This is a genomic window from Roseiarcus sp. (genome assembly GCF_052145395.1).
Classification (GTDB): domain Bacteria; phylum Pseudomonadota; class Alphaproteobacteria; order Rhizobiales; family Beijerinckiaceae; genus Roseiarcus.
The window spans coordinates 1-13,582 of record NZ_JBKQOT010000316.1 but is presented as its reverse complement, the minus strand read 5'-3'; the positions used below and the strand labels follow the sequence as shown (position 1 = coordinate 13,582).

The window sequence follows — 13,582 nt, the reverse complement described above, 5'->3', positions numbered from 1 at the left end:
CACCACATGGTCACGGGCGCCGGCGACTTCGTCTACATCCCCGCCGACACGCCCCACCTGCCCTACAGTCTGAGCATGACCGAACCCGCCGTCGCGGTCGTCGCCCGCACCGACCCCAACGAGCAGGAGAGCGTGGTCCTGCTGCCGGAGCTTGATGCGATCCACGATTGAGCGCCCCGACGGCCAGTTGCGCCGCACCGGGCGGTCGCATCGACTCGCGGCATCGACTGGCGCGGCTTGACGGCCCGCCGCATCCGCCGGAGTATTGGCCGTTCGTTCTTGAATTAGCCGCGTTTTGTCGACGCAGAGGAACAAGATTGCGGAAGGTTTCGTCTGTGCGTCTTTCCAAACAGCAGCACCTCGACGGGGCGGCTCCGCCCAAGCGCATCCTTTCTCTCGATGGCGGCGGCATCCGGGGCATCCTCACGCTGCAATATCTCAAAGCCATCGAGACGATGCTGCGGAAGCGCTTCAACGACGAAAGCCTGCTTCTGTGCGACTATTTCGACCTCATCGGCGGGACGTCGACCGGGTCGATCATCGCGGCCGGACTGGCCTGCGGAAAATCGGTTGACGAGTTGCAGAAGCTTTACACCGACCTGGGCGCGAGCGTGTTCCAGCCTGGCGCGGTGAGGAAATGGCTCCCGAGCCCGCTTCAGGGCAAGTTCGTCTCGAAGTTCCCCTCCGGCCCGCTTGAAGAGCAGCTCAACGAGGTGCTCGGAGCGGACACGCCCCTCGGCAGCGACGACATCCGCACCGGCCTCATGATCATGACCAAGCGCCTCGACACCGGCAGTCCCTGGCCGTTGAACAACTGCGGGCGAGGAAAGTACGCCGCGCAGGACGGCGCGCTGCGGCTGGCCCGGGTCGTGCGCGCAAGCACGGCCGCGCCGACCTATTTCGACCCCGAGGAGATCCAGATCCAGTCCCGCGACGGAGCGGCCGTCGACGCGGTCTTCGTCGACGGCGGCGTGACGCCTTTCAACGATCCCGCGCTCCGCTTCTCATGCTGGCCGCGCTGCAGGGTCACGGCTTTTGCTGGCCAACGGGCAAGGATCGCCTGCTTCTGGTCTCCGTCGGGACGGGTCGCTACCAGCAGACCTACCAGGCGAGAGATCTCCTCGGCTCGCTGGCCGCCCTGCAGGGCGTCACGGCGCTGCAATCGCTCATGGACGATTGCGAGCGCATGAACCGCGCGACGCTGCAGTGGCTGACGAATTGCCTCACGCCTTCGCTCGTCGATCGAGCGGTCGGAGACATGAAGCTCGACAGCCAGAACGGCCCTGGGCTCGCCACTTACGTCCGCTACAACATCATCCTCGAGCAGAGCTGGCTGAAGACGGAACTCGGCGTCGATCTCAGTGAGCACAAGATCGAGCAGATCCGCAAGATGGACGATCCCTCGAACATGGACGACCTGGCAAGGCTTGGCCGGCGCGCGGCGGAAAAGCAGATCGAGGCCAAACACCTGCCTGCCGGCTTCGACCTCGCCAACGCCGAGTGACGCCTGAAAGGAGCGCGCGCGCATGCCTGAGCCGGCTCCCCGCAAGGTCGCATTATTCAGCGGCCATATGATCGACGCGCCCGACCGCTCGAGCCCACGCTTTCCGCCGGACAAGGAGCCCATCGCCCGGCGCGCCATCGAGGACGCGCTTCGCGACCTCGAGATCGGCGGGACCGACCTTGCCATTTGCGGCGGCGCCTGCGGCGGCGATCTTCTGTTCGCCGAGGCCGCAACCGCGCGCGGGGCGCGCCTCGAGCTCTACATCCCGTTCGACGAGGCGACGTTTCTGAAGAATTCCGTCGACTTCGCCGGCGACGCCTGGCGCGACCGGTTCTTCGCGATGAAGGCGCGCGCGACGCTGCACATTCAGCCGGACGAGCTCGGTCCCCCGCCCGCGGGCGAGGACCCTTATGAACGCAACAACCTTTGGATGCTTGCGCAAGGTAAGCGCTTCGGCGCGAACACCCTCGACTTCGTCTGCCTTTGGAACGGCCAGAGCGGCGACGGTCCGGGCGGCACGCGCCACATGATGGACGAGGCGCAAAAGGCCGGCGGCCAGGCGATCTGGCTCAACGCGTCGAAATTGTGGGGGTGATCGGGACACTCCGCAACCATTTTAGCGAATCGTTCTTGAGGGGCAGTCGATGCCGAAGCCGATTTGTTTCATGATCATGCCGTATGGGAAGAAACCGACTCAGGTCGACCCCAGCAGCAACGCCCCCGGCGAAATTGATTTCAACGCGCTCTGGGACCGCGCCTATGCGCCGGTCATCGAGGCGCTTGGGTACGAGCCGGTCCGCGCCGACCAGGACACCGGCGCCATGATCATCACCCAGATGATCGAAAGGCTTTATTTCGCCGACCTCGTCCTCGCCGACATGACGATCCCGAACGGCAACGTCTACTACGAGATCGGCCTCCGCCACGCGGCCAAGGAGGTGGGCTGCGTCCTCCTCGCCGCCGACTGGTCGAAGGCGCTTTTCGACGTCGCACAAATGCGGACGCTGCGCTACCCGCTGCCCGAAGGCGCGATTGTCGAGGCGACCGCGCAGGCGATCCAGGCGGCGATCAAGGGTCCGATCGAGAGCCTGGGACGGGGCGTCTCGCCGGTGTTCCAGTCGATCCCAGGCTATCCGGCGGCAGTGAACCCGGCCGCGGCGACGTCGATGAAGGACGTGATGGCCGAGCTTGCCGCGTTTCAGGGCGAAGTCCGCGCGGTGCGCGCCCTTCCCTATGCCGAACGCATGGCGAAGGCCAAAGACCTCGTCGAGAAATACTGGAGGCCTCCGGTCACTGGAGCGACCGCGCTCGGACTTCTTCTCGTGCTGAAGGATTCCGCCGATACCGCCGCCGACTGGAGCTGGATCACCGAATTCATCGCCAGGTTTCCTGAGTCCATCGCCGATCAGGAGGAGGTTCGCGAGACGAACGCCTTTGCGCTGTCCAACGCGGGAAATCTGATCGAAGCGATTGCGAAACTCGAGGAGCTCATCGCACGATCCGGACCGACTCCGGAGCGTCTCGGGCTGCTTGGCGGCCGCCTCAAACGGCTTTTCACTAAGGCGGCGACCTCGGCGGAGCGGCAAGTCTACCTCGGCAAGACCATCGAAGCCTACGAACGCGGCATGGAGCTCGACCTGAACCAATACTACTGCTCCAGCAATCTGCCGCGACTGTACCGGCAGCGGAAGCGCAAGGGCGACGACGAGCGCGCGCGGTCGGTGTCGGCGCTCGTCGTCGCGGCGTGCGAGAGGGCGAAGAAGCTTGGCCTCGCGGATGAATGGCTGCGGCCCACGCTGCTCGGCGCAGCTTTCGACGCGGGCGACTGCGACAAAGCAGAGGAACTCGCTGATGAGGTGGCCGCCGAGGGCTCGGGCCGCTGGAAACTCGACACGACGCTGTCCGATCTGGAGTCCAGCGTTCTTCTCACGGAAGACCAGGAGCGGCGGGAGCGGCTGGCTGCGGTTCTCAAGAGGCTCGTGTCGATGACGGCGGCATAATTGAGCTTGGTTAGGGCAAGCCGCAACCTCAGAAAGTGGAGTCGGCGGTACGACCACTCGACTCTTGCCTGACGTCGAGCTTTGTGAGAAACATTGTGCGCCGCAACAAAGCTTGTCGATTCGGCGGCCTGCCGTCGCAAAGGAACGCGTCGCGATGATTGTCGGCGTTCTCAATCAGAAGGGCGGCGTCGGCAAGACGACCGTCGCCGTCAATCTCGCCGCCGCCTATGCGCGGGACGGACAGCGGGTGCTGCTGATCGACGCCGACCCGCAGGCCAGCGCGATGGCGTGGTCGAGCATCCGCGAGGCCGAGCCGCCATTCTCGATCGTCGGGATGGCGAAGCCCACGCTGCATCGCGACCTTCCGCGGCTCGCCACGAACTACGACATCGTCATCATAGACGGCGCGCCGAGAGTGAACGACCTCGGCCGCTCCGCGATCCTGGCGAGCGATTACGTGCTGATCCCCGTCCAGCCCTCGCCCTACGACGTCTGGGCGGCGGCCGACACAGTCTCGCTCATCCGCGAGGCTCAGGTGATGAAGGAGAGCCTCAAGGCCGCCTTCGTCGTCAACCGCCGCATCGCTCGCACCGCCATCGGCCGCGACGCCGCCGACGCGCTGGCGCAGTTCGAGGACGTGCCAGTGCTTGCGGCGGCGCTGCATCAACGCGTCATCTATGCCGAGAGCGTCGCCAAGGGCCTCTCAGTCGTCGAGGCCGCGCCGTCGAGCGAGGCCGCGCGCGAAGTCGAGGCCCTCGCGGCCGAGGTGCTCGGCGAATCCAAGAGGAAAGCCGCGTGAGCCGCAAGTCCGTTCCGTTCACTGTGCCGGAAGGCGCGGGGCGCGCCGAGGGTTCGCCGGGGGGGCGGCGGCCCGGGCCCGGCGTCATCGACGCCCATTCCGACGAATGGGTCAGCGACCGGAACAGCGGCGCCAAGGACAGCTCCGCGCGCCCGAACCCCGGCCTCGTCCTCGACCTCGCCGCGGAACGGAGCCTGACCGAAATCGCCGCCCTCAGCGCGCTGACCCCGATCGCGCTCGGCTGGTTCTGGCTGTTCAACGCCATTAGCGGACGGGTGCGGTTCTGACGCCGCGCGCGCCGCGGTCATGAGTCGCTTCAATCCGACTTGCGGCACCAGCAGGCGATGGTTTCGTAGGGAAACGCGACGCGCTCGCGCCCCGCAAGCTCCGACGTCGCCGCGATGAGCGCGCGCACGGCGTCTTCAACCTTCGCCCGTTCTGCACGTCCGAGCGCTGCGACATAGCTGATCGACAGGACGCGGTCGACGATCACCCGCTCGGGCGGCCCTTCGTGCGCATAGGCGAAACGCCGCTCGGCGAGCGGCGAAAACCCCGGCGCCGGAAAAGCCAACCGCCACGCGCCGCTCTCGTGGCGCGGCGCATCGTCTTCATATCGGCGAAGGATCGCGCTCAGCGCCGCAACCCAGGAAACGCGTTCGTCGCGGACGTTCCACACCAGCCCGAGCGCGCCGCCGACTTTCAGCACGCGGCGGATTTCGGCGAGCGCCGCGGGGGTCGCGAACCAGTGAAACGCCTGGGCGCAGACGACGGCGTCGCAATCGCCGTCGGGCAAGGGAATCGCCTCGGCGTTCCCTTCGACGACGTCGACTCCCGAGAGGGCGCGTCGGAACTCGGCGCGCATCGCCGCAACCGGCTCGACCGCCGTCACGGTCGCGCCCGTCGCGACCAGCCGGGCGGTGAACTTGCCTGTGCCCGCGCCGATATCGAGCGCCGCCTTGCCGGGCGCGAGGCCCAACGCGTCCCGGAGCCAGTCGTCGATTTCGGCGGGATACCCAGGGCGACCGCTCGCATAGAGCCCCGCTCCAGCTTCGAATCCCCCGGCGGCGGCGCGATGCAGGTTCGTCATGACGGCTCCCTTTCGGATGGCTCAAATAGCGCAAGCGATGCGCAGGCAGCGTCAGAAGGCGCTCGCCATGTCAGTCTGCGAGAAATGGTGCCCGGGCGACCGCGGAACTTTCTCTCCATGGTCGTATCAGCTCCTCAGGATAGCGCAGGCGCCGCCGACGGCCTGGATGCGATCGCAGAGCCGCTTCGCTTCGCCGCCGCTCTGCGCCGGAAGGCGGACGCGATAGAACGGCCGCCAGCCTCGGCTTCTCAAAACGGAGCCGAGGACGAACGGCTGCATGTCGCCGATCACGCTCGCGTAATCATGCCGGGCGCGCGCGAAGGCGCGCAGCGCGGAGTCCTTGGAGAAACTGGCCGAGATCTGCACGCCCCACGGCGCGAAGAGGCCCGAAACGATCGGCGGGGCGCCCGATGGACCTCGGGCGACGCGCAGCTTGCCGATGGCGACGACGCAAGGCTCGGACGGCCCGGGCGCGGAAGACGCAGGCGGGATCGGGGCGCGCCATTCCTCGATGTCGTGGCCGGTAATCGCCAGAACGTAGTCCTGCGTCTCCAACGGCATCGAGCCTGCGCCGTCGAGCCATTTTGTCAGCGCATTCGGCCCGGCGTTGTAGGCGGCGGCCGCGAGACCGAGGTTTCCGAATCGCAGCGCGAGATCGGCGAGGAGCTTGGCCGAGGCGGGGATCGCCGCCGCCGGATCGAAAGGGTCGGCGAGACCTCGATCCGAGGCGGTTCCCGGCATGAACTGCGCGACGCCCTGAGCGCCGGCCGGGCTCACCGCGTGCGGCTGAAAGGCGCTCTCCCTCCAGATGAGGCGGGTGAAGAAATTGACCGGCAGGCCTTCGGCCTTGGCCGAATCCTCGACGATGCCGCAGAGGATCGCCAAAGCGTTGTCGCTCGCCGGTTCATGCGGCTCGGCGAGCGCCCCCGGGATCGTGGCGAAAAGGATGAGGAGGGCGAGCGCGACGGCGGGTCCGGGGCCGCTCGCTCGGCGCCGGCGGGCGACGGTCCGCTTCAGCATCCGCCCGCCCGTGCGCGCGTAGCGGGGGCGGCGGCCCGGCCGCGCGCCGCCTCAGGGTTTGAGTCTCGACAGCCAGTCCGCGACAAAGTCGGCGACCTCTTCCCAGCCAGGCTCCACGACGACCATATGGCCGCGCTCGTCAAAAGCGCGGAAATCGGTTATCGCGCCGTGCTGCCGGTAGCGAGAAAAATCATCGAAGGCGACCCTCGCGGTCACGGCCTGGTCGCGCACGCCCGCGGTCATCAGCAGCGGCGGATGGGCTTTGGCGAAGTCGATCTCTGCGGCGGCGCCGCGCACGTCGCCGGCGACACGGCGCGACCCCGGGACGACATAGCGGTCGAACGCCGCCCGCTGCGCTTCGGGCGACAAAACGTTGCCGAACACGGACCGGAACTCTTCGAAGTTCAGCGCTTTCGGCGCGGACGGATCGGCGCCGCGGCCAAACAGGCCCGGCGCCAGCGGCCTGACGGGGCGTTTGGCGGGAAAGTCGCCACCCAGCGAGGCCGAATGGATCGCGACCCCTGCGGAAACGACCCCGCGGTTGACCAGGATCTGCGCGACGACGCCGCCGATCCCGTGGCCAACGACGACCGTCCGCCCACCGAGCGCCTGGACTTCCGTCTCGACACGGACGATGACGTCGGCGAGCGTCAGCCGGGCGAGCGCCGGATCGGGGTGGGCGGCCCGGAGCTCCGCGGGCGGCCGGTCGCACCCCGGCCATGCCGGCGCGACCGCATGGTAGCCCCGCTCCGCAAACCAGGGCAGCCAGTTTTCCCAGCACAACGGCGTCATGAAGAGGCCGTGTACGAAGACGATCGGTGTCGACGCCATCTGAACGCTCCTCGGGATCGCGCGGCGAAATGTATCGCGGTGCACTTATGGGAAACTGACTCCTTTGTCGAGTGTCCGGAGGCGGCGTGAAGCGCATCGCCTAAAGCAGAACTATGATGGTGGGGAGGGCGATGCTATAGGGGCGCCTCGCCGTCACCGCCCGCCCATCCCAGGAGGAATTTCCGCCGATGTCCAAGATCAAGGTCGCAAATCCGGTCGTCGAGCTCGACGGCGACGAGATGACCCGCATCATTTGGCAGCTCATCCGTGACAAGCTGATCCACCCTTATCTCGACATCGAGCTCCAGTATTTCGACCTGTCGGTCGAGCATCGCGATGCGACCAACGACAAGGTGACCGTCGACGCCGCCCACGCCATCAAGGCTTCGGGCGTCGGAGTCAAGTGCGCCACGATCACGCCCGACGAGGCGCGCGTCCATGAGTTCAATCTCAAGGAGATGTGGAAGAGCCCGAACGGCACGATCCGCAACATTCTTGGCGGCGTCATCTTCCGCGAGCCGATCATCTGCAGGAACGTGCCGCGCCTCGTGCCGGGCTGGACGCAGCCGATCGTCGTCGGCCGTCACGCCTACGGCGACCAGTATCGCGCGACCGACTTCAAGGTGCCCGGCAAGGGCCGCCTCACCATCAAGTTCGAGGGCGAGGACGGGACGGTTATCGAGAAGGAGGTGTTCAAGTTCCCCGGCGCCGGTGTCGCGATGGCGATGTACAACCTCGACGACTCGATCCGCGACTTCGCCCACGCGTCGCTGAACTACGGCATGATGCGCAAGTACCCGGTCTATCTCTCGACCAAGAACACCATTCTCAAGGCCTATGACGGGCGGTTCAAGGACATCTTCCAGGAGGTGTACGAGAGCGAGTTCAAGGCGAAGTTCGCGAGCCTCGGCATCACTTACGAGCACCGCCTGATCGACGACATGGTCGCCTCGGCGCTCAAGTGGTCCGGCGGCTACGTCTGGGCGTGCAAGAACTATGACGGCGACGTGCAGTCGGACACGGTGGCGCAGGGCTACGGCTCGCTCGGCCTCATGACGAGTGTGCTGATGACCCCGGACGGCCAGACGGTCGAGGCGGAGGCGGCGCACGGGACGGTCACCCGCCACTACCGCGAGCACCAGAAGGGCCGCGAGACCTCGACCAACTCGATCGCCTCGATCTTCGCCTGGACCCGCGGCCTCACGCATCGCGCCAAGCTCGACGGCAACGAGGCGCTCGCCAAGTTCGCCGCCACGCTCGAGAAGGTCTGCGTCGAGACGGTTGAGGCGGGTTCCATGACCAAGGACCTCGCGCTGCTCGTCGGGCCAAACCAGAAGTGGCTGTCGACGACAGGCTTCCTCGACAAGGTCGACGAGAACCTCAAGAAGGCGATGGCGGCGTAACCCGATCGCGCGCGCCGCTCGCGCGTCCTTCGACGCCGCCGCCCCGGGCGCGGCGCCGCTCGCTTTTGCGGTTCAGCCCAGCTCCTCGGAGACGAGGCTCACCCAGTAGGCTGCGCCGAGCGTCAGGATCGCGTCGTTGAGTCGTATTCGGGCGTATGGACATAGTGGTACGAGCCGTCGGGCTCGACGCCGTTCCCGATCATGATGAAGGAGCCCTGCTTCGCCTCCAGCATGAAGGCGAAATCTTCCGAGCCGGTGAGGAGCGGCGCTTCGGCGATCACCGCGCGCTCGCCGACCACCGCTCGGGCGGCCGCGAGCGAGACATCGGTCTCATCCGCGTGGGTGACGAGCGTCGGAAAAAGTCTTCGGTAGTCCGCCTCCGCCGAGCAGCCGTAGGTCCCGGCGCAGGCTTCGGCGAGCGCCTTCAGCCGCCTCTCGATGAGATCGCGAACGGCCGGGCTGTAGGACCGCGCCGTGCCGCAGACGATCGCCTCGGAGGGAATGACGTTCGGCGCATTGCGGTCGCCGGCCGCGATATGGCCGACGCTCACGACCGCAACCTCCGTCGCCCGCACGTTGCGGCTGACGATGGTCTGGATCGCGCCGATGAACCCGCCGACCGCCAGAGTCGGATCGGTGGCCGCATGCGCGCCGGCGCCGCCGTGGCCTCCTGTCCCGCGGAACGTCACGACCCAGGTGTCGCTTGCCGCCATGAACGGACCCTTGCGGGTGGCGAACATGCCGACCGGCATCCCCGGAGCATTATGCATGCCGTAGATCGCGTCGACCGGGAACCGCTCGAACAGCCCTTCGTCGATCATCGCCTTGCCGCCGCCCATGCCCTCCTCGGCCGGCTGGAAAATGACGTGCACCGTGCCGGCGAAGTCTGGCTTCTCGGCAAGATGGCGCGCGGCGCCGAGCAGCATGGTCGTGTGGCCGTCGTGGCCGCAGGCGTGCATCTTGCCGGGAACGGTCGAGCGATAGTCGCGGCCATGCGCCTCTTTGATGTTGAGCGCGTCGAGATCGGCGCGCAGCCCGATCGCGCGCTGACCAGGGCGACTGCCTCTGATCGTTCCGACGACGCCGGTCTTGGCGATCCCCTCGGCGACCTCGACGCCCCAGGCGCGCAGCTTGTCGGCGACGAGCTTCGCCGTCCGGATCTCCTCGAAACCGGTCTCGGGATGACGATGCATGTCGCGCCGAATTGCGATCAGCTCCGGCTCGTAAGCCCTGAGCTCTTCGATGAGCCTTGCGCGCGCGGCGGTCATGTCAAAGTCCCTCTCAGTCTGGCCCTCTGGCCCTGCGGCCCCACTCTGGTCATGCGCGCGCGCGGATCGCTTCCTCAACCGCCTCGAGCGCTTTGCCGGCGTTGGCGCCGTCCGGGCCGCCCGCCTGCGCCATGTCGGGGCGTCCGCCGCCGCCTTTGCCGCCGAGCGCGGCGGAACCCAGCCGCACGAGCTCGATGGCGTTGAAACGGCTCGTCTGGTCCGGCGTGACGGCGACGACGAGGCTCGCCTTGCCGTCCTCGGCCGTCGCCGCGATCGCCACGACGCCCGAGCCGACGCTCTGCTTGGCCTCGTCGGCCAGCGACTTGAGATCCTTCATGTCGACGCCGGTGACGGCGCGGGCGTAGAACTTCACGCCGGCGACCTCGCGAACGGCGTGGACCGCGCCCGAGCCGCCTCCGCCCATCGCCAGTTTCCGCTTGGCGTCGGCGAGTTCGCGCTCGAGCTTGCGCTTGTCGTCGATCAGGCCCTCGAGGCGTTTGGGCGCCTCGTCGGCCGGCGCGCGCAGGAGCTGGGCGATTTCGGCGAGCCCGTGCGAATCGGTGGTGAGTTTCTTGCGCGCCTCGTCGCGGGTCTTGGCCTCGATGCGGCGGACGCCGGCTGCGACCGCGCTCTCGCCGACGATCGTGATCAGGCCGATGTCGCCGGTTCGTCCGACATGCGTGCCGCCGCAGAGCTCGACGGAATAGGCGCGCTCGTGGTCGGCGTCGTCCTCGATCAGGCCCATGCTGACGACGCGCACCTCGTCGCCGTATTTCTCGCCGAAGAGAGCCCGCGCGCCAGACTCGCGCGCGTCGTCCAGGCTCATCAGGCGCGTCGCCACCTCGGCGTTCTCGAGCACGACGCGGTTGGCGATGTCCTCGACGGCGGCGAGTTCGTCAGCCGTGATCGCCTTGGGGTGGGCGAAGTCGAATCGCAGCCGGTCTGGCGAAACGAGGGATCCCTTCTGCGCGACATGGTCGCCGAGCACGAGCCGCAAGGCCTCGTGAAGGATGTGGGTGGCGGAATGGTTGGCGCGCGTCGCGGTCCGCGCCGCGTGGTCGACGGTAAGCTCGACCGCCATGCCGATGCGGGCGCTCCCCTCGACGATCGAGACATCGTGAACGATGAGGTCGCCGAGCTTCTTGCGCGTGTCGGCCACCACAGCGCGGAAGCCGGGCCCGGTGATCTCGCCGACGTCGCCGACTTGTCCGCCCGACTCGCCGTAGAAAGGCGTCTGGTTGAGGATGAGCGAGCCGTTCTGGCCGGGCTCGAGCTCTCCGACCTCGACCCCGTCCTTGACGATGGCGCGCACGACGCCCTCCGCCGCTTCGGTCTCATAGCCGAGGAAGTCGGTCGCGCCGACCCGCTCGCGCAGCCCGAACCAGACCGTCTCGGTCGCGGCCTCGCCGGACCCGGCCCAGGCGCGGCGCGCCTCGGCACGCTGACGCTCCATGGCGGTGTTGAAGCCGTCGACGTCGACCGAGAGCCCCCGAGCCCGCAATGCGTCCTGAGTGAGATCGAGCGGGAAGCCGTAAGTGTCGTAGAGCCGGAAAGCGGTTTCGCCGGAAAGCACGCCGCCCGCGACAAGCGGCCGCGTCTCGTCCTCGAGGATGGCGAGGCCGCGCGCGAGCGTCGTGCGGAAGCGCGTCTCCTCGAGCCTGAGGGTCTCCGTGATCAGCGCCTCGGCGCGGATGAGCTCCGGATACGCCTGGCCCATCTCCCGCGTCAGCGCGGGCACGAGCCGCCACATCAACGGATCGCGCGCTCCCAGGATCTGGGCGTGGCGCATGGCGCGGCACATGATCCGGCGCAGTACGTAGCCGCGGCCCTCGTTCGAGGGCAGCACGCCGTCGGCGACCAGGAAGGCCGAGGCCCGCAGGTGGTCGGCGATGACGCGGTGAGAGGCCCGCTGCGGTCCATCCGGATCGACGCCGGTCAGGTCGGCGCTGGCGCGGATCAGCGCGCGGAAGAGGTCGATGTCGTAGTTGTCGTGGACGCCCTGGAGCACGGCGGCGATACGCTCAAGCCCCATGCCGGTGTCGATCGACGGACGCGGAAGGTTGACGCGCTCGCCGCCCGGCAGCGCCTCGCATTGCATGAAGACGAGGTTCCAGATCTCGACGAACCGATCGCCGTCCGCGTCGGGCGAGCCGGGCGGGCCGCCGGGGATGTGGTCGCCGTGATCGAAGAAGATTTCGGAGCACGGGCCGCACGGCCCGGTGTCGCCCATCGCCCAGAAATTGTCGCTGGTCGCGATGCGGACGATGCGCTCGTCCGGCAGGCCGGAGATTTTCTTCCAGAGATCGAAGGCGTCGTCGTCGTCGTAATAGACGGTGACGGTGAGCCGCTGCTTGTTGAGCCCGAAGTCGCGGGTCAGCAGGCCCCAGGCGTATTCGATGGCGTTCTCCTTGAAATAGTAGCCGAAGGAGAAGTTTCCGAGCATCTCGAAGAACGTGTGGTGGCGGGCGGTGTAGCCGACATTGTCGAGGTCGTTGTGCTTGCCGCCGGCGCGCACGCATTTTTGCGCGGTGGCGGCGCGGACGTAGGGTCGCTTCTCGACGCCGGTGAAGACGTTCTTGAACTGCACCATCCCGGCGTTGGTGAACATGAGCGTGGGGTCGTTGCGCGGCACGAGCGAGCTCGAGGGAACGACCTGATGGCCGTTCCTGGCGAAGAACTGCAGGAAGCTCGACCGGATCTCGTTGACGCCGCTCATGAACACCTTTGCCTCTTCACGTTTTTCAAGAGGCTTTCTAAATCATGGGCACGCGGGACGCCAACGGGAATCGCGGGGGTGAGCGGGTCGATCGGCGGCGCGGCGAACGCTCGCCACGAGGTTCACGAAGACACACAAAGAAGCGCTTTCGTGACCCTTTGTGTTCCTTGTTGTGAACCCGTCACACAAAAAACAGCCGGGGCGCGGGAGCGGCGCTGAAAGCTTACGGAATCCCTGGCGGACGGGCGCGCCCTTCGAGGAGGCGGGGACGCGGAGCGCGCCCGAAGGAGTCCGGTCAGCCCTCGGCGTCGTCCTCGTCGGAGGGACCCGCATTCTCGAGAATGCGCTCGGCGATCAGGCCGGCGTTCTCGCGGATGGCGCGCTCGATCTTATCCGCCATTTCGGGGTTGGTCTTGAGATAAGCCTTGGCGTTCTCGCGGCCCTGCCCGAGCCGGACGCTGTCGTAGGAAAACCACGCGCCGGATTTCTCGACCACTCCGGCCCGGACGCCAAGATCGACAAGCTCGCCGGTCTTGGAAATGCCTTCGCCGTACATGATGTCGAACTCGACCTGCTTGAAGGGCGGGGCGACCTTGTTCTTGACCACCTTGACGCGCGTCTGGTTGCCGACCACCTGGTCGCGGTCCTTGATCGCGCCGATGCGGCGGATGTCGAGGCGCACGGAAGCGTAGAACTTGAGGGCGTTGCCGCCGGTCGTGGTCTCGGGCGAGCCGTACATGACGCCGATCTTCATCCGGATCTGGTTGATGAAGATCACCATGGTGTTGGAGCGCGAGATCGACGAGGTGAGCTTGCGCAAGGCTTGGCTCATGAGCCGCGCCTGCAGGCCCGGCTGGGACTCGCCCATCTCGCCCTCGATTTCCGCGCGGGGAGTCAGAGCCGCGACGGAGTCGATGACGAGCACGTCGATCGCGCCCGAGCGCACGAGCGTGT

13 protein-coding genes and 1 pseudogene are annotated in these 13,582 nt (G+C 67.2%); 8 read left to right on the top strand and 6 right to left on the bottom strand.

The genetic code is table 11. From position 1 onward, the window contains the following. The 7 genes and pseudogenes from ACLP25_RS10670 to ACLP25_RS10640 form a co-directional block, all read left to right on the top strand. A pseudogene (locus ACLP25_RS10670) lies at positions 1-171 on the top strand (cupin domain-containing protein); the annotation flags it as partial. Between the two features lie 164 nt (positions 172-335). Beyond that, positions 336-1,190 carry a patatin-like phospholipase family protein gene (locus tag ACLP25_RS10665; protein ID WP_442469171.1) on the top strand — a complete coding sequence of 285 codons (855 nt, stop codon included), beginning with the start codon at positions 336-338 and terminating at the stop codon, positions 1,188-1,190. After that, a complete protein-coding gene (locus ACLP25_RS10660) occupies positions 1,187-1,504 on the top strand; it encodes a hypothetical protein (RefSeq protein ID WP_442469170.1) in 318 nt (105 codons plus the stop codon). Before ACLP25_RS10665 ends, ACLP25_RS10660 begins: the two co-directional genes overlap by 4 nt. 22 nt (positions 1,505-1,526) lie before the next feature. Then, a complete protein-coding gene (locus tag ACLP25_RS10655; RefSeq protein WP_442469169.1) occupies positions 1,527-2,099 on the top strand; it encodes a hypothetical protein in 573 nt (190 codons plus the stop codon). Between the two features lie 49 nt (positions 2,100-2,148). After that, positions 2,149-3,504, top strand: coding sequence for a tetratricopeptide repeat-containing protein (locus ACLP25_RS10650; RefSeq protein WP_442469168.1), 1,356 nt, complete (start codon positions 2,149-2,151; stop codon positions 3,502-3,504). A 154-nt stretch (positions 3,505-3,658) separates the two neighbouring features. Continuing rightward, entirely contained in the window at positions 3,659-4,303 is a 645-nt protein-coding gene (parA, locus tag ACLP25_RS10645; RefSeq protein ID WP_442469167.1) for a ParA family partition ATPase, read from the top strand. Then, positions 4,300-4,590, top strand: a complete 291-nt coding sequence (locus tag ACLP25_RS10640) for a hypothetical protein (RefSeq protein WP_442469166.1) — start codon at positions 4,300-4,302, stop codon at positions 4,588-4,590. Before parA ends, ACLP25_RS10640 begins: the two co-directional genes overlap by 4 nt. Positions 4,591-4,619: 29 nt before the next feature. Here the strand turns inward: ACLP25_RS10640 and ACLP25_RS10635 are convergent, their stop codons facing one another. The 3 genes from ACLP25_RS10635 to ACLP25_RS10625 all read right to left on the bottom strand — a co-directional run bounded on the left by ACLP25_RS10635 (position 4,620) and on the right by ACLP25_RS10625 (position 7,241). Further along, complete coding sequence (locus ACLP25_RS10635; protein WP_442469165.1) at positions 4,620-5,390, bottom strand: class I SAM-dependent methyltransferase; 771 nt, start codon at positions 5,388-5,390, stop codon at positions 4,620-4,622. 126 nt (positions 5,391-5,516) lie between these two features. Further along, positions 5,517-6,410 (bottom strand): lytic transglycosylase domain-containing protein, encoded by an 894-nt coding sequence (locus ACLP25_RS10630; protein ID WP_442469164.1) that lies wholly within the window; start codon positions 6,408-6,410, stop codon positions 5,517-5,519. A 51-nt stretch (positions 6,411-6,461) separates the two neighbouring features. Further along, on the bottom strand, positions 6,462-7,241 hold the full coding sequence (locus ACLP25_RS10625; protein WP_442469163.1) for an esterase/lipase family protein: 780 nt from the start codon (positions 7,239-7,241) through the stop codon (positions 6,462-6,464). Positions 7,242-7,429: 188 nt separating this feature from the next. Between ACLP25_RS10625 and ACLP25_RS10620 the strand changes: the two genes are divergently transcribed. Further along, entirely contained in the window at positions 7,430-8,644 is a 1,215-nt protein-coding gene (locus ACLP25_RS10620; protein ID WP_442469162.1) for an NADP-dependent isocitrate dehydrogenase, read from the top strand. 122 nt (positions 8,645-8,766) lie between these two features. Here the strand turns inward: ACLP25_RS10620 and ACLP25_RS10615 are convergent, their stop codons facing one another. The 3 genes from ACLP25_RS10615 to recA all read right to left on the bottom strand — a co-directional run. Beyond that, positions 8,767-9,912 (bottom strand): amidohydrolase, encoded by a 1,146-nt coding sequence (locus ACLP25_RS10615; RefSeq protein ID WP_442469161.1) that lies wholly within the window; start codon positions 9,910-9,912, stop codon positions 8,767-8,769. Between the two features lie 49 nt (positions 9,913-9,961). After that, positions 9,962-12,628, bottom strand: a complete 2,667-nt coding sequence (gene alaS, locus ACLP25_RS10610; RefSeq protein WP_442469160.1) for an alanine--tRNA ligase — start codon at positions 12,626-12,628, stop codon at positions 9,962-9,964. A 295-nt stretch (positions 12,629-12,923) separates the two neighbouring features. Continuing rightward, on the bottom strand, positions 12,924-13,582 hold a 659-nt coding region (gene recA, locus ACLP25_RS10605), incomplete at its 5' end, for a recombinase RecA (RefSeq protein WP_442469159.1).